This window comes from Nitrosomonas mobilis, from assembly GCF_900103035.1.
GTDB classification, from domain to species: Bacteria; Pseudomonadota; Gammaproteobacteria; order Burkholderiales; family Nitrosomonadaceae; genus Nitrosomonas; species Nitrosomonas mobilis.
Map to the genome: position 1 here is coordinate 74,246 of NZ_FMWO01000092.1, position 21,105 is coordinate 95,350.

Sequence of the window (21,105 nt, forward strand, 5' to 3'; positions counted from 1 at the left end):
CCTAATAGATGATTTCTACATTCTTCATTTCCAAAATTTCCGCAAGCATGTCAATCAGAGTTTCCTGCAGACGAACACGCCATTGGTCCCCCAGGTTGATTTCGCAGCTTGCCTGAGAATTGCGAAATTGAATCGTAACCGGGCAAGCTGGCATACCAGCCATGCCGGGTGTGGTTGCGGGTGGGCGGTGAGCGATGAGTATTTCCCTCAATTTTGTACCATCTGGTAATCCTGATCTATTGATGGTAAGTTTCAATTTCTTTGCATAACTGGAGCGCGCATCAGCAAAATCCATAATTTCTTTTACTACGACACGTGATTCTCCACCACCATCGCGCCCATTCTGGCTGACCACTACTCTGGCAATAAATAGTTCATCTGTTTTCAGGCGAGTAGTGTGTTCATTCAATAGATCGTTGTAAATCACGACTTCCACTCGTGCCAGACCATCATCCAGTAGGGCGATTGCGATTTTTCCGCGCCGCGTCATCTGAATGCGGATAGCAAAAATAATACCGGCGATGAGCTGAAGCTCGCGTCCCGGATTGAGTTGATTGAGTCGGGTTGAAATAAACCGTTTGAGCTCTGCTGCATAGCTGTTGAATGGATGGCCGCTCAGATAGAATCCCAGAGCAGTTTTTTCATGTTGCAGACGCACTCTTTCCGGCCAGATAGGCGCGGCAGTCAGTCCGGGTAACTGGTTGACAGTCTGATCATCACCAAATAAGCTCAATTGCCTGGCAGCCTGACTTCGTTGTTCGGCATATTCGATTGCGATACCAACAGAAGCCATCAGTGCTGCCCGATTGGTGTCGAGACAGTCGAGTGCGCCAGCGCGAATCATCGCTTCCATCACGCGACGATTGACGATGCGCCGATCAACGTGCAGGCATAAATCGAACAGGTCGGTGAAAGCTCCCTTGCTTTGCCGTGCCTGCACAATTGTATTGATCGCCGCTTCTCCGGTTCCCTTGATCGCACCGAGACCATAGCGTATCGTTCGGGCATCAACTGGTACAAAATGATAAATGGACTGATTGATGTCCGGCGGCAGCAGCGTGATGTCGTTTAATCTGCAATCCTCATAAAACACGTTGACCTTGTCGGTATCATCCATGTCTCCCGAAAGACAGGCAGCCAGCAGTTCAGCAGGGTAATGTGCCTTGAGATAGGCGGTCTGATAGGCAATCAGAGCGTAGGCGGCAGCATGGGACTTGTTGAATCCATATCCAGCAAATTTTTCCATCAGATTGAACAGCAGGATGGCGCTCTGTTCGCTGACGTTGTTCTTGATGGCACCCTTGACGAAAATAGCCCGTTGCTGTGCCATTTCCTCGACTTTCTTTTTGCCCATGGCACGCCGGAGTAGATCAGCGCTACCCAGGCTGTAGCCACCGATAACCTGGGCAATCTGCATGACCTGCTCCTGATAGATCATGATGCCATAGGTTGCGCTCAGTATCGGCTCCAGCCTCGGGTCGAGATAATCGACGCGTTTACCGTGTTTGCGTTCAATAAAATCAGGGATCAGGTCCATTGGGCCGGGCCGGTAAAGTGCCACCAGGGCAATCAGATCTTCGAATCGGTCGGGTTTTGCTTTCTGCAACAGATCTTTCATGCCGCGTGATTCAAACTGGAAGATACCAACGGTATTGCCTTTGGCCATCAGGCTGAACGTAGCCATATCTTGCAGAGAAATAGTATCCAGCGAGAATTGAGAAGAGGAAGAACTTTCGGCAGTTTCTTTCCAATTTCGGCGAATGTCATCAACCGCCCGATCCAGAATCGTCAGTGTGCGTAATCCCAGGAAATCAAATTTGACGAGCCCGATTTTTTCGACATCATCTTTGTCGAGCTGGCTGACCACTGCGTCACCGGCATTTGCGCAATAAATCGGGCAGAAATCGGTGATCTCTCCAGGCGCGATTAGGACGCCGCCAGCATGCATGCCGACGTTACGCGTCAAACCTTCTAGGCGCTCTGCGAGTTCGAGCAAATTACGCACGTCTTCTTCAGCTGCGGCACGCTGATTCAGCATGGGTTCGAGCTCACGAGCCTTATGCAGTGTCATGCCGAGCTCAAATGGAATCAGTTTTGCCAACTGATCGACAAAGTTATACGGCAGATCCAGTACTCGACCAACATCACGTACGACTGCCTTGGCTGCCATCGTGCCAAAGGTAACGATTTGCGCCACGCTGTCAGCGCCGTAGCGATTACGCACATATTCGATTACTCGTTCACGCCGATCCTGACAGAAATCAATATCGAAATCCGGCATGGATACGCGCTCCGGATTGAGAAAACGTTCAAACAGCAAATCGTAACGTAACGGATCCAGATCAGTAATACCTAGCGAATAAGCTACCAGGGAACCTGCTCCGGAACCACGTCCCGGGCCGACTGGTACATCGTGACGCTTTGCCCAGTTGATGAAATCTGCCACAATTAAGAAATAGCCTGGGAATCCCATCTGGATGATTGTATCCACTTCAAAATTTAAACGTGACTGATAGAGCGGCCTTTTGCTGTCAAGAATCTCCGGCTGGGGAAAAAGTTGTTTAAGACGAGCCTCCAGACCTGTCTGCGCCTGCTCGTGCAAGTATTGTTCAATACTGACGCCTGCCGGTGTAGGGAAAGTGGGTAGCCGGGTAATATTCAGATCCAGCAGCAGCGAGCAGCGTCGTGCAATCTCTACGCTATTGGCCAGGGCAGCGGGAACATCGCTGAACAATTCAGCCATTTGTGATTGGGTTTTAAAATATTGCTCTGAGGTAAATTCCTTTGGGCGGCGCCGATCACCAAGAACATAGCCTTGCGCGATACAAACGCGCGCATCATGCGCCTTGTAATCATCAGGCTGCATGAATTGCACCGGATGTGTCGCCACCACCGGTAATTCCAGTCTGGAAGCCAGGTGAAGAGTTGCCCGTACCCAGGTTTCCTCATTGGGTTGACCACAACGTTGAATTTCCAAATAAAATCTGTCTGGAAATAAGCGTGCCCAATCGCGTGCAGCTGCTTCTGCTGCTACGATATCTGCCAGTAAAAGATACCGAGTAATTTCTCCCGATATTCCTCCGGATAAAGCGATCAAGCCTTCGCTGCCGATAGCTTCGGTCTCAAGCCAGCATTTTTTGAGTACTGCGCGACCATGGTGGTTATTCAGACGATAAGCTTGCGATAACAACCGGCACAGACGAAGATAACCAGATAATGACTGACACAATAGTAGGGTACGATAAGGTTTGTCCGGCTCGTGATCATTGCTGATCCAAACATCGCAGCCGGCAATCGGCTTGATACCGGTTCGACAAGCTGTCTGGTAAAACTTGACCAGCCCGAACATATTGGATAAATCAGTCAATGCCAGTGCAGGCATAACGTTTTCACACGCAGCAGCCACCGCTTCATCAATACGCACGATGCCGTCTACGATGGAATATTCGCTATGCAAGCGCAAGTGAACAAAGGCCGGGTTTACTGCCATGATGATACAATTCCGAGAATTTGACAGATAAGGATAATACGTCGAGCACACCGGGGCAGGAAACCTGATGGATTCGAGGATGGCTTCTGATTCTGAACTACCCCGTAGTTAACCTCTACATTTTACATCATGATGAAAACTCCTGAATTGCTCTTGCCTGCCGGCTCACTGGAAAAAATGCGCGCCGCTTATGCGTTTGGCGCCGATGCGGTGTACGCAGGGCAGCCACGCTATTCCCTGCGTGCACGTAATAACGAATTTACATTACCGCAGATTCATGCCGGTATCGCCGAAGCACACCAGTTGGGCAAAAAATTCTTTGTCACCAGTAACCTGATGCCGCATAACGCCAAGGTTAAGACTTATCTGGCTGACATGGAGACCGTGATTGCCTTACAACCTGATGCGTTGATCATGGCGGATCCCGGGTTGATCATGTTGGTCAGAGAGAAATGGCCGGAAATACCCATTCATCTGTCGGTTCAAGCCAATACGGTCAACTATGCAGCAGTAAAATTCTGGCAATCAATAGGATTAACCCGCGTGATTCTATCGCGCGAGTTATCGCTCGAAGAAATTCGTGAAATCCGTGAACTTTGTCCGGATATGGAGCTGGAAGTATTCGTGCATGGCGCCTTGTGTATTGCGTATTCCGGGCGTTGCCTGCTCTCTGGTTATTTCAATCACCGTGACCCCAACCAGGGAACCTGCACCAATTCGTGTCGCTGGGATTACAAGGTCAAGAATGCCGTGGAAAGTGCCAGTGGTGACATTGAACCAGTTGAGCAGATCGATTTTGATTTCAATCAGGCGCTGTCGACTGCAAACTCAGCTTTAATGGATGGTAACCTCTCCATTCCCCGGCATCCCGCGGCAGACAAAGTCTATCTGATTGAAGAAGGACAACGGTCCGGCCAGTTGATGCCAATCATGGAGGATGAGCACGGCACCTACATCATGAATTCCAAGGATTTGCGTGCAGTGGAGCATGTTGCACAACTGACTGAAATCGGTATTGATTCACTCAAAGTGGAGGGGCGCACCAAATCGGCTTATTACGTTGCACGCACTGCACAGGTCTACCGTCAGGCAATCGATGATGCCATTCAGCAACGTCCGTTTGACCCATCACTGCTGGCGCAACTGGAAGGGCTGGCCAATCGCGGCTACACAGACGGTTTTTACCAGCGCCATCATAGCCAGGAAACGCAGAACTACCTGCGTGGTCATTCAGAATCCGCCCGCAGTCAGTATGTGGGTGATATTGAGCAGATTGATGCGGCCAATGGCATGGTTGAAGTGGCGGTCAAAAATCGTTTTGTGGTTGGCGATCGTCTTGAAATCGTGCATCCGGATGGGAATCGTATCATCCAGCTGAAAACCATGGAGGATCTACATGGTAACCCAATCACGGCTGCTCCCGGAAGCGGGCATAGGGTCAGAATTCCGCTGACGGGCAAAGTCAACAAAGCATTCGTTGCCCGTTTTCTTTGAGGGGGTTTCTCGAAATGCGTTTTACTCTCTTGTTACTGTTTTTCCTTTTGACTGGTTGTGCCAGTGTAAAAGAACGAGGAATTCCAATTCCGGGTTCTGCTGACTGGCTGGAACAGGTTGATATTGCTGCAAAGATACAGGACAATAATACCGTCGGTACCGAAATTGGCAGCCATGAGTGGATGCAGGCAATTGGTCATCAGTATGGACTCGTCGACGGGGATGGCCATGGGCCAGACCTTGGATCGAATGAATGGATCAACGCGCTGCACTACAAAGTTTTTAATAGGCAGTTACTTGCCACAGCAGATAAAGTTTATATTTCTATTGATGGTGAACGTCTAGCGGTTTTCTTTGATAAATCCTCCACAGTCGCCACCATTATTTTCGCTGGTCGTAAAGTCATGTTACCTCAATCGGTTGCTGCTTCAGGCGTACGATTCAATCAGGATGAGAATGAAATTTTCTGGGTGAAGGGCAGGGCAGCTACCTACTGGAAACAAGGTAAAAAGATTTTTGAGGGTGCTGAGGAATGTCGCTAAGAGCCCGTCATAATTGTATAACTATTGCAAATTTATTGAGTAGAATGTCTTCCCCTGCCGTTTCTCTTTAGGTCAAGACATGCAACGCGGCAACTTCTCTAATCGTGCTGAGCATAACAATAGGCCGTACGTTGATAACATCATTCTAATTGGCCTGATGGGAGCTGGCAAGACGACGATCGGTAAATTGCTCGCAAACAGCATGGGCAAAATCTTTATTGATTCAGATCACGAAATCCAGCGGCGTACCGGCGTAGATATTCCATTGATCTTTGAATTTGAAGGGGAAGCAGGTTTTCGTAAACGAGAGGTGGAAGTACTGCAGGACGTAGCACGGTTGTCCAATATTGTACTGGCAACCGGCGGAGGTGCAGTTTTGCGTGAAGAGAATCGTGAATTGTTACGAAAAAGTGGAACCGTCATTTATTTGCGTGTACCTGTCAATGAATTGAAACGCCGTACCCGTTTCGATAAAAACCGCCCCTTGCTGCAAACCGCTAATCCCCAGGCAAGATTGGTTGAGTTGTTCAATCAGCGCGATCCACTCTATCAGCAAACCGCCCACATCATTCTCGATAGTGGCCGGCAAAGTGTACGTGTGTTGGTGCAGACTCTAATAAAAAAATTGGAGGCGTACCATTTATCACGGCCTATTATGCCATCTAATGATTAAATTATTGATATGTAAGGAAACATTTTTTGTGAGTAGCGAAATGTTATCGTATCGGAATATGAATCTTTAGGGGCGACCACCTGTTTTATCGGCTGGTGGTACAACTCAAGCAAGCCGGGCTGACACTGGGTGCAGTAACCGTCAATATCCATGTGCGTATTTGACTCAAAGACATCGCCAACGAACGTATTCGTGGTACGACGCAAGTGTGGCTTACCGAACGGATGCCCGATGAATACTTGCAACCGCTACCCGCTACCTGGCGATATACGAGCAACTCCTTGAGCAAATCTGCGATGAGCAAGGGGTGCCGACATAAAATCTCCAACACGAAAGAATACTGTTGCTATGTGAGACGCTCAACCTGCCGTGCGTGGCGCAGGCATTCCGATGGCCACACAGGAAGCCGCGCAGCAGGAAAACAGCCTATAGCGACTTCCTGGAAGGGCTACTCCGGACTGAGGCGGCAGGCAGGGCGCAGCGTAAGAAAACAAAACATGCTCAACCGGTTGGCGGGCCTCCCAGCAATCAAGACACTAGAATCACCCTAATCGGAAAGCGCATTCCTTTTACAACCAGCATGTAGCCTCCCACTTTTTCAAAATCGGCAGTCTATACGATGTATCAATGATCTCGTTTAATGCGGCAGAACCCTGTAATGTAATGCTGAAGATGATAACGTAAGGAATTACGATTGCTCAGATGATGGCGTTGGGCGGTTACCTATAATTGGGAGCGAGGCACGTAGCAACAGTCATATCCCAAGCGTTTCATCGTAAACGTGGGCTACTCTCTTCGCCATACTGCGGTCCGAGAAACGCCCCACTTGCACCCTGTAGCCCTGTAGGCTTCCTCTCGCATACTGCGCCAATTGTACTTGCCATCTATCAAATCAGCTAGCGCAATCATCAAACTTCTTACATCTCCGGCAGGCACCACCAAACCTGTACGCCCTTGGGTAAGCACCTTGTTCCAGTGGCTTCGACGACTTCAATCGCCTTGATCACCTCAGGTTGATGCAGATACTCGATATACTACCGGTAGTGGGTGGGTGTAACAGCCGGACAAGCACATTCTAAACAAGATGCAACATGAATAGAAATTGTTGAGACCGTATTTATATTGATGATATATAAGTAAAAGATTTTGTTTTCTATGAGATATTGTAACTGTAACGAAATTCAAATTTCTAAATATACCCTGCAAACTACAAGGGATTCCGTAACATGATGATTTTGGTTACAGGTGGGGCGGGCTACATTGGCTCACACACATGCGTTGAGCTGCTAAATGAGGGGCATCAAGTTACGGTATTTGATAATTTCAGCAATAGCCAGCCCGAGGTGCTGGCACGGGTAGAGCGCATCACCGGCAAACAAATGCAGCTGTTTGAAGGCGACATACGCGACCGTGCTGCCTTGAGCGCCGTTTTACGCCAAAGTGATGCTAGTGCCGTGATTCACTTTGCCGGTTTAAAGGCGGTGGGCGAATCAGTTGTACAGCCGCTGGCCTACTATGACCACAATGTGGTGGGAACCATACGCTTGCTGGAAGCCATGACGGAACACGGCCTGAAGACGCTGGTATTTAGTTCATCTGCCACGGTGTATGGTGACCCGCAGTACTTGCCACTAACCGAAGACCATCCGCTGTCAGCGACTAACCCCTATGGGCAAACCAAGCTGGTGATCGAGAACATGCTGCGCGACCTCTACACCAGCGATCCAACCTGGCACATTAGCATCTTGCGCTATTTCAACCCGGTGGGTGCGCACGCCAGCGGGCTGATTGGTGAAAGTCCACAAGGTGTGCCCAACAACCTGATGCCATTTGTAGCGCAGGTAGCGGCGGGAAAACGTGAGTTTCTAAACGTATGGGGCAGAGACTATGCCACGCCTGACGGCACCGGGGTGCGTGATTATGTTCACGTAGTCGATTTGGCATTGGGTCACTTAGCAGCTCTCAAGCACCTGCAAACCGGGACGCAATGCGTCGCAGTCAACTTGGGAACTGGCGTAGGCTACAGTGTGCTGGACATGGTGCGAGCCTTTGAGCAGGCTAGTGGCAAACAGGTAGCCTTCAGGATTTTACCTAGGCGTCCTGGTGATGTAGCGGCCTGCTACGCCGACCCAGCACATTCCAAAGCCCTACTCGGTTGGCAAGCTAAGAGAGATCTACAAACTATGTGCCAAGATGCTTGGCGTTGGCAAAGCAGCAATCCCAATGGCTACGGCAATTAATTTCGGCGTGTGCTAAACGCTACACCAAAAGTATCTATGTACTAAAGTTTCACGCTCTTTTTCTATGAACCGATGATTCAATTCTCTGGACTTTTTAGACTAACGGTTTTTGTTGTATTTCTATCAAATAACTGTATTTATTCACCTTCCAAAATATTTAAAAAAAAACACTTGGCAGGTTTTTGGGCGAGAAAAATTTAATTTAATACCTCACAACCAAATCTCCGTTATATACCCACCGCACTTCAAATTTTGGTTTCTATGTGACACGAACATTTGTATTTATTGAGAAATAAAGAATATAACTGCAAAAATTTGACTAACAGACCATCTTTAATTTCAAACACCCCATTAGACTCTATAGATTTGACGACGTGCAGCTGGTCTACTACAGCCCCTTGAAATAAAAATATGGATGATTTTCTTTATAGCCCCAGTTCTTATAGGGGATTAGTTCTCTTTTTCAATATCCTCCAAATACTTGTTATAGAGAGCATTACCTGAACTGCCAGCTATGGGCATCATGTAATTCGGAATACTAAAAGCAACTATATTATGTGAAAACTTACTTGCCATTTGACGCTGCCAGTTGATTCTGAACAATTCAGCAGGAACCGCGTGAAATTCTTTTTTATTGACGCGTTGTACAACGCCATCTGGATGGGACCACAACCTTAATCCGCGAGAATGATTGTACCGTTGGTTGCACAAGACCTTGAGCTGAATGCGATACCAGGCTATGTGCCTTTGAAGCTGATGCTGGAATATGTGGCAACTCAGAGCGATGTGATTGCCAGTCATCATGTCGCTCTCAAGGTGGTAGAAAAACTAAGACTCGACGAAGGTTCGCTCCTGACAAAAGACTTTGAAAAAACCAAACAATCTGGAAACTTCAGTGACTGGGCTGCAGACTTGTTTTTGGAGAAACATTTGGATGTTAGACATTTACATGGAACCAGTCTAGTGGAAGTCAACTTTACGTTTATTGACCCACAATTTGCCACGATTGCAGCTAATGCCTTCATTGATGCATATATAGATACCAGTATCGAAATGCGTGTCCAGCCAGCAAAACTGAGTGTCGACTGGCTCGACTTGCAAATAGCCTCATTGCGAGAGCATCTGGAGCGAGCGCAATCCGTGCTTTCTACCTATGAACAACTACATGGTATCGTCGCGACTGATAATAATCATTTTGATATAGAAAATACTCGTCTGTCTGATCTATCGAGGTAGTTGGTGGATAGCCAGAGACGCACTAGCGAATTGCAATCCAGAAAAAATCTGCTGGCAACCATGGATGATAAAGTGGGAGAAACTCAATCTTTACAGGAGGTGTTGAGTAGTTATTTGATCCAGTCGTTAAAGTCGAAATTAGCACGCGCAGACGCTAGTTTTGCTGAATTAGCCAAGCGAGTTGGTAAAAATCATCCACTATATAAGCAAGCTAAAGCTGAAGTTAACAGCCTTCAACAGAAACTTCGGTCAGAAATCAAAATGGTGCTAAGCAGCATCAACAGTGAAGCCACCTCTTCTATTCAGCGTGACAGTTTATTGGCAATAAGCATTGGCTGAACAGAAAGCCAAAGTATTGAAGCTAAAAGAACAGTATGATGAAATAGCGATGTATAAGCGTGAGGTCGAAAACGCTCAGCGGGCATACGATGTTGCCATGCAGCGTGCGGGACAAACCAGAATGGAAAGCGAAATGAATCAAACGAATATCTCTGTCCTGAATTCTGCTTTACCACCCTCAAAACACACTAAGCCAAGATTACTACTGAATATGATTTCATCGATTTTCCTTGGAACTATGCTAGTGTGGGCTCTGCATTATTAGCAGAATTGATGGATCGTAGAGTGTGATCTGCCTTTGATGTTTCTGAAACGTTGGATATTCCTGTTTTCGTTGTAGCTTCCGCCTCTGGACGCTGAATTGTCGGCAAATTGTCTAATTCTAACAACACACAGCGCCAAATTTAATCACTTCAAGTAAATTAAAAATGCTCTAGCCGCTAGGTGCCAAATCTCTAGCGCAGATGAGTGTCTAAGTTTGGGGATATATCAGGTTGATTGCTGCAAGTGGTTTCTTTTCTCCCATTGGCGCATAAGCACCGTAAGCAGATAACTCAGCAGGTGGAACATAACCTATTACTGACCCCAGTTCACTCAAACGAACGCCTTGCCTTACCAGATAAAGAATGTATGTTTGGCGTAATTTTTCAGAGAGGCTGATGGGAGAAAAGCCGGCGTCGATTTGTAAGCAATCCAGCAATGCTTGCAAATCCGCAACATTCAGGTTTTTGCCCGCTGAATCAGTCAGGCTGTATCCATGCGCGCCATGTAAACGCTTTAAGACGGGATGCAGCGGTACCTTTCTGGGTGAATCGCCCTGAATGATCAGATAGTTTTGCTCGAGATCGAAACTACCTGCCCGTAGTTCGGTAATTTCGTTGAGGCTCAAGCCGCTGAGCAATAGCAGCAATAATTGCTTCTCCTTAACATTTGCTGCCTGAAAAAGCTTATTGATCTGGTCATCGGGTAGTGCGGCAACTACTGGTTGCTGCGTGATGGCCTGTATCGTTTGTGCCTTCTTCGCAAGCACATTTTGTGGCGCGCGCAGCGCGTCAAGAATAGGGCGAGGTAGGTTTTCCTCATCATGCATGTGTACATCAGATAGATGAATGGCAATTCTTTCCTGCTCCTCGCGTGTTAAAAACCTAACCAGCCATACAGCAGCCAATCCGAGAAATAGCGAGACCATCAGAGCGATCAGCGCATCACGCTGATAATCCGGTTTGATTGGAACAAGGGGAAGAAAAGCGCGCTCAATGACATCTACGTAAGGGTATTTCCCTGTGTGCCGCGTTTCAATCTGCGCCAGGCGATCCTGCGTATCCCGATAAAGCTGTTCCAGCGCTTCCAGGTCATTTTTCAGAGCATCATGCTCGGTAAAACGAGAGGTGAATTCCGCTGCCTGTTGGCGATGGTCTTTTAGTTGTTGCTGAATGACGCTTGCGGTTTGCCGGGCAGCGGCATATTCCTGCTGAGCATCAGTCAGAACGGTCGCCTGACCTTTTTGGCGCATAGTGAGAATTTCTTTTTCCAGCGCTGCCAGTTTTTCTGGAATAACCTTAAGTGAAGGCGTTAGCGCCATGAATTCTCGGGTATATTGCCGATCAAGCTCTTCCAGTTCCTCCCGCAATTCCTGTGCCCGTTTTTCCAGTGTACTCAAGGTTCGTGAATCATTTTGCGGAACAACGGTTTCTCCTCGCTCGATTGCTTTGCGAATGGCATCTAGTCTGGATTTTGCCTTTACTTCTTCTTCACTGGCGGTATTGAGTGCGTCATTGAGGCCCTTAAGTCTAGCCAGTGCTTCATTTTCCTCCCGTCCCGTCGAAATGATTGCATACTGCTGTCTGAACTGTGCCAACTCCATTCGCTTTTGCTCGATCTTTTCATTCAGGCCGGATAATTCATCCTGAACAGCCTGTTTGGTTGTTCCAGTAGAATTGGCGACTTCCTCGGCGCGCGCAGCCAAATAAACATCGATCCAAGCATTGATCAGTACGGGTAGCAACGCAGGTTCTGCTCCTTCGGCAATCATTTCCACTAGATTGGTGTCAGCCACTGGACGCACATCAAGCATGGCCCGAATCGCGGCAGGAGTTAAATTAGCCGGGTACTCGCTGTCTGTATCCTGCAACTTGCGCGCAGTACCAGTCAGTAATTCGGAACCGAGCAATACCTGGCGCTGGATAGTGACGTGCTGGATATCCGCTTCCCGACTGATTTGATCAATCGCTGTTCTTGGAACAGTCAACAGCGTAGCGTAACTTTGATAAATTGCAGGCCGTGAAAAAACATAACTCATCGAGATCACAAGCACGACCAGAAACGTGACCAGAAAAATCGTCAGTCTATTAGGTTTAAGCCAATCCAAGAATCTAAGCATGGAATTACCTCCCTTCCTGTCGGTTGCATAGCCTTGGCCTGTATCATTATTCTTTTCTGTTTATTTACGCTTTCATTATCCGCTATTTCTAAGTCCGGTAGCAACACCGTTAATCGTCATATGAATTGCACGGCGAACCGAATCGTCGTCATCTCCGGAACGGTAGCGTCGCAACAGTTCGACCTGTAAATGATTAAGTGGATCGATATAAGGAGTACGGATACGAATACTGCGCGCCAGTGTTGGGTTTTCCTGCAGTAGTTCCGTGTGCCCGGTAATCGCAAACAGCCACTTGATACATAACTTCCATTCTGCTTCGATACGAGAAAAAATCTGTTGACGCACGTCCATATCCGTGACCAATTCGGCATAGCGCGAAGAAATTCCCAGATCACTTTTTGCCAGCACCATATCCATATTGGAGAGCAACGCCTGCATGAATGGCCAATTCTGATACATCTCCTGCAGCAAGAGGAGGGTCTTTTCCTGTCCAGATTCATGGGAAAACTTCTCTACAGCGGAGCCAAATCCGTACCATCCTGGGATGATTGAGCGGTTAAGGCTCCAGCTGAATACCCAGGGAATAGCCCGTAGATCTTCAATAGCATCGGATGGTTTGCGTGAAGTAGGGCGACTACCTATGTGTAGTCCGGCAATTTCACGGATGGGCGTTGATTCCTGAAAATACCGCTTGAAGCCTGGTGTTTCGTACACCAAATTGCGATAAGCAGAAAATGCATAAGCAGACAGGTGCTCAAATGCCTCGTGAAAGCGTGACATCTGCGACTGGTCCGCTTGCTGATTCAATAGAGTAGATTCAATAGTTGCCGCTACGAGCGTTTCCAGATTACGCCGACCGATCTCAGGGTCGGTATACTTACTGGCAATCACTTCTCCCTGTTCGGTTAACCGGATTTGACCATTCACGCTGCCAGGAGGTTGTGCCAGAATGCCCTGATAACTCGGCCCACCGCCACGTCCAACCGTACCCCCGCGTCCATGAAACAGTCGCAGGCGAATACCATGCCGATCAAAAACGCGGGTAAGTTCTATTTCAGCCTTGTAAATTTCCCAGTTGGATGTCACAAACCCACCATCCTTGTTGCTATCAGAATAGCCCAGCATCACTTCCTGAACATTTCCACGAGACTGGAGCATCTTGCGATAATCAGTCAGCGAAAACAATTCTTCCATGATAGTGGTACAACCGCGTAAATCATCAATAGTTTCAAAAAGTGGAATAATGTTCAAACCCAACTGCGGATGAGTCCCAGTTTGTAGCAAACCGGTTTCTTTTAGTAGTAACGCAACTTCCAGTATGTTTAAGGCACTGCTAGTCATGGAAATTACATAATTTGGCAAGGCGGCGTGACCGAAGCGGCGTTGAACTTCAGCTGCCATTCGCAGAATACGTAGTTCACTTTGTGTATTATCAGAATAGTGGACGTGAGGTGAAATCAGCGGACGGGCGCTGTTGATCTGCGCAAGCAACCACTGCAGTCGTTCCTGATGGGAAAGCGCCAGGTAACGCAGCCCACTTTGTGATTCCTTAACTAAACTGCGATCATGAAGTTCCGCGACTACTTCTTCGTGCACTTTGCTGTGTTGGCGCATATCCAGAGGAGCGAGATGAAAACCAAACACATCTACCGCCCGCCGTAAATCACGTAAAGCATCCTTAACCAGCCAGGATGAATAATGCTGATTGAGTGAGTTGATAACAATATCGAGGTCATGCACGAATTCAGCGCTATCAGCATAGGGTTCAATGACACGGGACAAGCGGCCACTGGTATCGGGAAAATGGCCAAGTTTTATGCTGGTAGCAATCAAACGTTCGTTGATGCCAAGAAATGCGCGTCGGTAGGGTTCATCAATTCTGCTGGCAGGCAAATCAGGCGCAATCGAAACCAGCCCTTCCAGCTCATTGGTAACTTTGACCAGGCGACTGGTCAAACTCATTGTTTGTCCGATCTTTGCGGTTTCCTTGATATAAAAATCCAGAATCAATGCGGAGTGTCGCTCAGCAGCATGCAGCATGATCTGATGCGTCACGAATGGATTGCCATCTCGATCACCACCAATCCAGCTGCCAATACGCATGAAGGACGCTACATTGGGAGCGGACTTACCCATATGCCTTTCCAGCAGATCTTCGATCTTGGCGTAAACATAAGGAATCTGGCTTAGAAAAGTGTAATGATAATAAATCAGGCCATTTTCAATCTCGTCCTGTACAGTAAGCCTGACCGAACGCAGCATGCGCGTTTGCCAAAGGGTCTGGATGGCAGCACGTAAACTGTTTTCATTGTGGCGCAGTTCGTTAGGCGTGAGCTGGGTGCGGTCACGTGCCTTCAGTAACAGCTGTATTTTGAGCTGATAATCAAGAATACTCCGGCGCTGCACTTCGGTCGGATGCGCAGTCAAAACCGGTGAAATTTGTGCGCCGGCAAAAAAATTTTCCAGTGCTTCAGCACTGATTCCCTTGGCAATAACCCGCTCCAGCGCAAGCGTTACACTGCCTGCCTGCGGCGCGGAGCCGGCACGTAGATGCGCGCGACGACGGCGATTATGATGCAGATCTTCAGCAATATTGGAAAGCAGCGAAAAATAACTGAATGCACGAACAACCGCGACGGTTTCCTTATGGCTTAAATGATGGAGAGTTGTCTCGAGCTCCCAACGTGCCTCCTGATCCTGTTCGCGACGAAAACGAACCGCTGTCTGGCGAATGTTTTCAACCAGGTCAAAGATTCTTTCCCCCTCGATATCGCGTATGGTATCGCCCAGCATGCGGCCAAGTAGGCGGATATCTTCCCGCAATGGATGATCTTTTTCGTTGGGTAGACTCTGTTCGGCGGTATTGGCTTGAGTAGGCGTACTCATCAGTGTGGTTCTCCTGTCAGCATGTAATTTTTGGTATTGCTCGATGATAGTGGCGCAGATAATGGATAACAGCAGGCCATCATTTGCTGTTGGCTGGCCGTGCTAGAATTACCGTGTTCTTTAAATTCTATGTGCAACCATGCCCAATCCTGAGAAAATTATTATTGCTTCACGCGAAAGCCAGCTTGCCATGTGGCAAGCGCATTTCATTCGCGATCGTTTAGTCCAATTATACCCGCAAACCGAAATCGCCATACTCGGCATGACAACGAAAGGAGACCAGATACTTGATACTTCCCTATCGAAAATCGGAGGGAAAGGTTTGTTTATCAAAGAACTTGAGCAAGCACTGGAAGATGGGCGTGCTGATATTGCGGTACATTCGATGAAGGATATTCCCATGAATCTGCCCCGGGGATTTATATTGGCAGCGATCACCGAGCGAGAGGATCCTCGTGACGCATTCGTTTCCAATAATTTCAACCGATTAAAAGATTTGCCAGAGGGTAGCATTGTTGGCACATCCAGTCTGCGTCGGGAATCACAGATACGAGCAAATTTTCCACTCCTTGAAGTACGTCCGCTACGTGGAAATGTACAGACCCGTTTGCGCAAGCTGGATGAAGGTGAATACAGTGCCATAATTCTGGCGGCAGCAGGGTTGATTCGACTGGGCCTAGGCTACCGTATCAGCGCAGTACTATCCCCGGAATCCAGTCTGCCCGCTGTAGGACAGGGCGCACTGGGAATAGAATGTCGTGACAACCGCTCCGATCTGGTCGAATGGATGCAACCTCTGCATGACCCGGTGACCAGCGCCTGCGTGAAAGCAGAGCGTGCTATGAGCCGGGTGCTGGGTGGCAGTTGTCAGGTACCACTAGGTGGTTATGCTGAAATCAGTGAAGATATTCTGACGTTGCGTGGTTTCGTTGCCACACCGGATGGAAGCAGAATCGTGGCGGACAAATCGAGTGGCAAACCGGAGGCCGGTGAAATAATCGGAGAACAGCTTGCAGAAAACTTGAAGCAGCAAGGCGCGCAGGCGATTCTCGATTCGCTGGATCTTGATCCGAATTGAGACAAAAAAGTAGTGACATTTCAGTATCAATTAAATAAGGTAGGGGTGCTGATTACCCGTCCAGAACATCAAGCAGACTACCTGATGAATAAAATTGCTGAGCTTGGCGGTGCTCCCTGGTTATTTCCTGTGCTGGCCATTACTGATATCGATGATAAGCAGCCATTGCTTGACTTGATTGCGCGGCTAAGCAGTTTTGATATAGCAATCTTCGTCAGCCCAAATGCAGTTGATAAAGCCATGCTGCTTATCAAACAGTGTGGTACCTGGCCGCCACTGCTGATAGCGGCAACGGTTGGGCAGGGGAGCGCAAATATGCTCAAATCGTACGGTGTTGAAACAATTGTTACGCCAAATGACGGATCGGATAGCGAAGCATTGCTGGGTATGCCACTCTTTCAACAGGTGGCAGACAAGCGTGTTGTCATTTTTCGGGGAGAAGAAGGCCGCAAACTGCTCGGAGATACATTAAGCGAGCGTGGAGCGGATGTTGAATATATCGCTTGTTACCGGCGTTCTAAGCCAGCGGCTGATGTTGCACCATTACTGGCGGGCTGGCGTGATCACAAGATTCATGCAGTCGTTATTACCAGCAGTGAAGGACTGAATAATTTGTTTGACATGCTTGGTGAAACTGGTCAACAATTGCTGAGGATCACACCGCTATTTACTGCGCACGAACGCATTGCTCAAAAGGCGAGAGAACTTGGCATCGCAACAGTATGCTGTACACCAGGCGGTGATAACGGAATTATTCAAGGTTTGCTGAGCTATTTCAATCACTCTTGATTCTGACTAACGACTTTCTCATGAACACAAACGTCCAGTATTCTTCCTCAAGATCTGCTCGCCGTTTTGCACGTTGGTTATTGATGCTATTGCTAATCGCCATTGCTGTCATGGGATGGAATTGGGCAAAAAATCAAGGTTATGTTGCCAATTTACAACAGGCCGTCATTCAGTATCTGACTGATGCAGATATTTTTGGCAGTCGCACCAGAACAATGATTGCACAAATTGATTCTACTCAATTCGAAACCAATCAAAGGTTGGATCAACTTGCGGCAAGTTTGTTATCAATTGATAGTCAACGACATGCCATTGCACAAAATAACATTAGAGCGATTGACAGTAACGGCCAGGATGAAAAAATTTTAGATGCTGTAACCTATTTGATTTATTCCGCGAACCAATTTTTGCAGCTGACCGGAGACACTGAAAATACGCAGGCCGTGCTCGAGCAGGCGTTGGCATGGGTACAATCGAGTAAACAATTGATGAATACAGAAATCGAGACTGCGCTAGCTGAAGATATACAGCAACTTGCAGAAGTCAGTCATTTTAATAGGGCAGATATTTACCAGGAAATTAGTCGCCATGCTGAACAAATTGATCAGCTGCCACTCATCATGAATGCACATCTGCAGACGATCAACCTTTCAAAAACACAAACAGAAACAGCCGATTCAGGATTCTGGTCACATTTTTTTGTGGAGATCTGGCAGGATCTGTGTCAGCTGGTTCAAATAAAAAAGCTGGACAGTGAAACAATGGTGCTTCTGTCCCCATCTCAAGTACAGCTTTTGCATAGTAATGTAAAATTGCAACTGAAACAGGCACAGCTAGCCCTGCTTACTCGAGATCATGATACTTTTGTGCGGGGACTGGAAACGGCGCTTGGTTTGATCAATAGGTATTTTGATACGCAACAATCCAATGTTATTGAAACGCAGGTTAAATTGAAACAGTATAAGGAGATGGCGGAAGAAATGGTCTATCCTGATTTACTGGCGTCGCTGCAGGCGCTGCAGTCTGTGCAAATGAAACTAGAACGGGGGAATGAATGAGGCTGATGTTATGGGCACTGGTATTATTTGCCATTTCTGCAGCAGTTGTTCTGGCTGCTTACTATAATAATGGAACGGTTCTGTTTACCGTACCGCCCTATACCGTCGAGTTGGCATTCAACATCTTTATCATTGGATCATTGCTTGCTTTCATCGTATTTTATTATATGGTGCGAGTCATGATTGGCTTGTTAAATGTACGAGCCAGTAAAGCCCAGCAGTTCATGCTTTCTGGCTTGAATGCTTTCCTGGAAACGCGTTTCGATCAGGCACAAAAAGCGGCTGAGAAGGCATTTCGTCTGGCAGATGCACCGGATATCAAAGCAATAAATGCCGTCATTGCGGCACGTTCCGCGCATAGGCAAGGAAAAGTGGCGCAGCGTGATCAATTATTAGCCGCTATTGCCGGACAGAGAGCGGACACAGATGCGCTAAGGTTGATAACAGAAGCAGAGTTAAAGCTGGAAGATGGGCGCTATACAGAAGCTTTGACTGCCTTGCAGGCTTTATATTCTACTGGTGGCTGGCAAAGTACTGCGGTGCTGCAGCTTGAGTTAAAGATACAGGAAATGCTGCAAAATTGGGATGCAGTGCTCGATCTGGTAGATATACTCTCCAAGCGCAGATCGGCTAATCAATCGCTGATTAGTTCATTACGACATACCGCCCATTTGCAGAATATTAAAAAATACAGCACAGATTTTGAGCTACTCAAAAAATACTGGCAGGAATTTTCCTCGGAGGATAAACAGGACAGCCAGTTTGCCGCCGCTGCCGCCAGCAGCTTTATGGCGCTGGGTGATCACGCTTGGGCACAAAAAATTATCGAGCATAATCTGGATAAACAACCTGATACTACATTGTTCAGGCTATATGCTGATTGCCGCAGCGGCAGCGTTAGCTGGCAGATACAGCATGCAGAGAAATGGTTGATCAAGTATCCCAATAATGCAGAACTGCTGCTTACACTGGGAAAATTATGCGCTTACGGAGAGCTATGGGGAAAAGCGCAGAATTATTTGGAAGCCAGTCTTTCAATCGAACCAAGCTATCCTGCGCATCTTGCGCTTGCACAGTTAAATGAGCAACTTGGTGAACAGGCATCTGCCAATGAACATTATCGTCAGGGTTTACAGTTTGCGCTGAAACAGATCGACGGCTGAATTAGAGCTCTTATTTTGGCTCTGTCGCATTAGCGAAAGAAAACTGATATCTAGTTAATTCCGCCCCGTATTTGATAGCGCTGATCATTCAAGTGTTCTCTGCGTGACTTTTGCGCCGTCGGTTAACTGCGAAGAAAGATAAAGAACAACATTTTCACCTACTTCTATTCCACCAAGAACTTGGGCTTCGACACCGTTGTTTCGGCCAATATTGATTTACTGTAGGATTGCGACACCGTCCCTCGCCACAAAACCCCCGGCTTTCGCTATCTCGGAACGATGATATTCAGCAATGTCGACTTGCCGGGAGGGACCTAGCAACACCGCAAGCTCGCCGGCCGGTATTCCGGTCGACGTTACGCAATCTGCACAGCGGACGCACCGACGCTATAGACCTTGCTGTGATTATTTCAATTGAGTTCATTTGATTTTTCCTAGAACAGTAAATTCTATTGTTCTTCTGCGCGGCTCAGTTTGGTGATTTTTCCGTCAATGCTAAATTCGGCGGCGTTTTGAAAAAATTACTTGGAAATGGTAATAGGTAAACCGAGAGATTTTGCGTCAGTGATCGTCAATCTGAATAAGATGTAGAGCAGTTGAAATGCATTGAGATTCCAGTGGGAATGCGACCCTGTTGTATCCACTGCGTAATATTTTCCATGTAAATAAGTGGACAGATTAACATCGGGCGGGAGTTTATCTGCGATGATAAAGCCCTAAGGTATGGCTGGGATTCTCATCTCTGGCAATGGGTGGTGTACGCGGATCTTTCTCAACGTAATATTCTGCTTCTTCACTCAGAGAATGAGAGATAAAGTTGAGAATTGTATGGAAACTTCTGAGTCGGAAAGAGCCTCTTATTGGCCATTCACCACCAGGATAGCCTGGTCTGATATCGAAAGCGACATCATTTTCTATCCAGGGATTGATCAAGTCGTATAACTCTGCGCGCTCTTCACAACAGAGTATATCTGGATCGTAGTTTGTGATGAGAATAGGGCCCAACAATTGTTTGCTTAGCGTATACGTGCCTTTTTGCTGGTCGTAAGTCACACTAAAATCTTTTTCTATGGCCTGAAACAGTCCTTCCGCCGAAACCGCACCAGCAGGTATAGTCCAGTTGCGCTCAAGTGTCAACGGCTCAGCATACAGTTTTTTCTGATCTTGAATGGCTGAGAGATGGAGCGCGACACGACGAAACATCTCGTAACCATCTTGATCTGATGGGCTATTATGATAGGTGATTTGTTGCAAATGTGCGCGCTGCCGGTTGCGTTGGCGATGCTTCTGCTCTTGGGTCAATTGAATGCCGGGAAGTTGATAATAGATATCCTGGTTTTTTGTATCCAAGATATTTGGAGAAACAGTTCTCTGTTTTGAGCCATGGCGCAAGCGCCGCTGGTGACCTCGCTCCCCAGATCCTGGATTATTGCGAATAGCAGTTTTTTGTTCCGTGTGATACAAGCGCAGTTCCTGCGCCATCATCCGCAACATAAGGTCAACATCAAAGTGCTGACGAAGCAACAAAGTCAGTTTATGTTGACTGAATGGGGTCAGGAGTCGTTTCGTAAATTCTTCTCCTGAAATTGGATCAATGCTGAAAGTAGGATTTTCTGAAACGCCCCCTCCAAATATTGGTGCCAACAGACTACCACTATCTCCTGTCAGCGCAGGAGTTGCCCCTGCATTCGCACTAAAACTGAAAGTGGCTGCAATATTTGAAACCCTTGTGAAATG

Annotated in this window: 16 protein-coding genes and 1 pseudogene; 12 read left to right on the plus strand and 5 right to left on the minus strand. The window is 47.5% G+C overall.

The window, feature by feature from the left end; genetic code table 11:
* Position 1 precedes the first annotated feature (1 nt).
* A complete protein-coding gene (dnaE, locus tag NSMM_RS13320) occupies positions 2–3,490 on the minus strand; it encodes a DNA polymerase III subunit alpha (protein WP_090288173.1) in 3,489 nt (1,162 codons plus the stop codon).
* A 129-nt stretch (positions 3,491–3,619) separates the two neighbouring features.
* Between dnaE and trhP the strand changes: the two genes are divergently transcribed.
* From trhP to galE, 5 genes and pseudogenes are all read left to right on the plus strand, one after another.
* Positions 3,620–4,984 carry a prephenate-dependent tRNA uridine(34) hydroxylase TrhP gene (trhP, locus tag NSMM_RS13325; protein ID WP_090288175.1) on the plus strand — a complete coding sequence of 455 codons (1,365 nt, stop codon included), beginning with the start codon at positions 3,620–3,622 and terminating at the stop codon, positions 4,982–4,984.
* Between the two features lie 14 nt (positions 4,985–4,998).
* Entirely contained in the window at positions 4,999–5,526 is a 528-nt protein-coding gene (locus NSMM_RS13330) for an MliC family protein (RefSeq protein ID WP_090288177.1), read from the plus strand.
* Between the two features lie 79 nt (positions 5,527–5,605).
* Positions 5,606–6,199, plus strand: coding sequence for a shikimate kinase (locus tag NSMM_RS13335; RefSeq protein WP_090288179.1), 594 nt, complete (start codon positions 5,606–5,608; stop codon positions 6,197–6,199).
* Positions 6,200–6,291: 92 nt separating this feature from the next.
* Positions 6,292–6,462 (plus strand): annotated as a pseudogene (locus tag NSMM_RS16635) (IS21 family transposase); the annotation flags it as partial.
* Between the two features lie 966 nt (positions 6,463–7,428).
* Positions 7,429–8,439, plus strand: a complete 1,011-nt coding sequence (gene galE, locus NSMM_RS13345) for a UDP-glucose 4-epimerase GalE (RefSeq protein ID WP_176753979.1) — start codon at positions 7,429–7,431, stop codon at positions 8,437–8,439.
* 450 nt (positions 8,440–8,889) lie between these two features.
* Here the strand turns inward: galE and NSMM_RS15800 are convergent, their stop codons facing one another.
* Positions 8,890–9,111 (minus strand): hypothetical protein, encoded by a 222-nt coding sequence (locus NSMM_RS15800; protein ID WP_090288185.1) that lies wholly within the window; start codon positions 9,109–9,111, stop codon positions 8,890–8,892.
* A 15-nt stretch (positions 9,112–9,126) separates the two neighbouring features.
* Here NSMM_RS15800 and NSMM_RS13355 point away from each other — a divergent pair, with 15 nt between their 5' ends.
* Genes NSMM_RS13355 through NSMM_RS13365 form a run of 3 tightly spaced genes read left to right on the plus strand, consistent with a single transcriptional unit; the run spans position 9,127 to position 10,279 of the window.
* Entirely contained in the window at positions 9,127–9,675 is a 549-nt protein-coding gene (locus NSMM_RS13355; protein WP_090288186.1) for a hypothetical protein, read from the plus strand.
* A gap of 30 nt (positions 9,676–9,705) precedes the next feature.
* Positions 9,706–10,014: a hypothetical protein gene (locus NSMM_RS13360; RefSeq protein WP_218121137.1), complete on the plus strand. Its 309-nt coding sequence runs from the start codon at positions 9,706–9,708 to the stop codon at positions 10,012–10,014.
* Complete coding sequence (locus NSMM_RS13365; RefSeq protein ID WP_090288189.1) at positions 10,007–10,279, plus strand: GNVR domain-containing protein; 273 nt, start codon at positions 10,007–10,009, stop codon at positions 10,277–10,279. Before NSMM_RS13360 ends, NSMM_RS13365 begins: the two co-directional genes overlap by 8 nt.
* A gap of 207 nt (positions 10,280–10,486) precedes the next feature.
* On the opposite strand, the gene NSMM_RS13370 is transcribed toward NSMM_RS13365, so the two are convergent.
* Both NSMM_RS13370 and ppc read right to left on the minus strand, forming a co-directional pair.
* Positions 10,487–12,394 carry a GumC family protein gene (locus NSMM_RS13370; protein WP_176753978.1) on the minus strand — a complete coding sequence of 636 codons (1,908 nt, stop codon included), beginning with the start codon at positions 12,392–12,394 and terminating at the stop codon, positions 10,487–10,489.
* Between the two features lie 75 nt (positions 12,395–12,469).
* Positions 12,470–15,280 (minus strand): phosphoenolpyruvate carboxylase, encoded by a 2,811-nt coding sequence (ppc, locus tag NSMM_RS13375; protein ID WP_090288191.1) that lies wholly within the window; start codon positions 15,278–15,280, stop codon positions 12,470–12,472.
* A 139-nt stretch (positions 15,281–15,419) separates the two neighbouring features.
* On the opposite strand from ppc, the gene hemC reads away from it, so the two are divergent.
* From hemC to NSMM_RS13395, 4 genes are all read left to right on the plus strand, one after another.
* Positions 15,420–16,358, plus strand: a complete 939-nt coding sequence (hemC, locus tag NSMM_RS13380; RefSeq protein WP_090288193.1) for a hydroxymethylbilane synthase — start codon at positions 15,420–15,422, stop codon at positions 16,356–16,358.
* An 84-nt stretch (positions 16,359–16,442) separates the two neighbouring features.
* Complete coding sequence (locus NSMM_RS13385) at positions 16,443–17,147, plus strand: uroporphyrinogen-III synthase (RefSeq protein ID WP_090288195.1); 705 nt, start codon at positions 16,443–16,445, stop codon at positions 17,145–17,147.
* Positions 17,148–17,167: 20 nt separating this feature from the next.
* On the plus strand, positions 17,168–18,205 hold the full coding sequence (locus tag NSMM_RS13390) for a uroporphyrinogen-III C-methyltransferase (protein ID WP_143001954.1): 1,038 nt from the start codon (positions 17,168–17,170) through the stop codon (positions 18,203–18,205).
* The gene (locus tag NSMM_RS13395) at positions 18,202–19,368 is read left to right on the plus strand and encodes a heme biosynthesis protein HemY (RefSeq protein WP_090288199.1); all 1,167 of its coding nucleotides are present in this window, start codon (positions 18,202–18,204) and stop codon (positions 19,366–19,368) included. Before NSMM_RS13390 ends, NSMM_RS13395 begins: the two co-directional genes overlap by 4 nt.
* Positions 19,369–20,064: 696 nt before the next feature.
* On the opposite strand, the gene NSMM_RS13400 is transcribed toward NSMM_RS13395, so the two are convergent.
* Positions 20,065–21,105: hypothetical protein (locus NSMM_RS13400; protein WP_342671796.1), on the minus strand; the 1,041-nt coding region annotated here is incomplete at its 5' end.

Excerpts from the sequence above, each read along its gene's own strand:
- dnaE (WP_090288173.1), bottom strand. The coding sequence starts at position 3,490 with ATGGCAGTAAACCCGGCCTTTGTTCACTTGCGCTTGCATAGCGAATAT.
- trhP (WP_090288175.1), top strand. The coding sequence starts at position 3,620 with ATGATGAAAACTCCTGAATTGCTCTTGCCTGCCGGCTCACTGGAAAAA.
- NSMM_RS13330 (WP_090288177.1), top strand. The coding sequence starts at position 4,999 with ATGCGTTTTACTCTCTTGTTACTGTTTTTCCTTTTGACTGGTTGTGCC.
- NSMM_RS13335 (WP_090288179.1), top strand. The coding sequence starts at position 5,606 with ATGCAACGCGGCAACTTCTCTAATCGTGCTGAGCATAACAATAGGCCG.
- galE (WP_176753979.1), top strand. The coding sequence starts at position 7,429 with ATGATTTTGGTTACAGGTGGGGCGGGCTACATTGGCTCACACACATGC.
- NSMM_RS13355 (WP_090288186.1), top strand. The coding sequence starts at position 9,127 with ATGATTGTACCGTTGGTTGCACAAGACCTTGAGCTGAATGCGATACCA.
- NSMM_RS13370 (WP_176753978.1), bottom strand. The coding sequence starts at position 12,394 with ATGCTTAGATTCTTGGATTGGCTTAAACCTAATAGACTGACGATTTTT.
- ppc (WP_090288191.1), bottom strand. The coding sequence starts at position 15,280 with ATGAGTACGCCTACTCAAGCCAATACCGCCGAACAGAGTCTACCCAAC.
- hemC (WP_090288193.1), top strand. The coding sequence starts at position 15,420 with ATGCCCAATCCTGAGAAAATTATTATTGCTTCACGCGAAAGCCAGCTT.
- NSMM_RS13385 (WP_090288195.1), top strand. The coding sequence starts at position 16,443 with ATGAATAAAATTGCTGAGCTTGGCGGTGCTCCCTGGTTATTTCCTGTG.
- NSMM_RS13390 (WP_143001954.1), top strand. The coding sequence starts at position 17,168 with ATGAACACAAACGTCCAGTATTCTTCCTCAAGATCTGCTCGCCGTTTT.
- NSMM_RS13395 (WP_090288199.1), top strand. The coding sequence starts at position 18,202 with ATGAGGCTGATGTTATGGGCACTGGTATTATTTGCCATTTCTGCAGCA.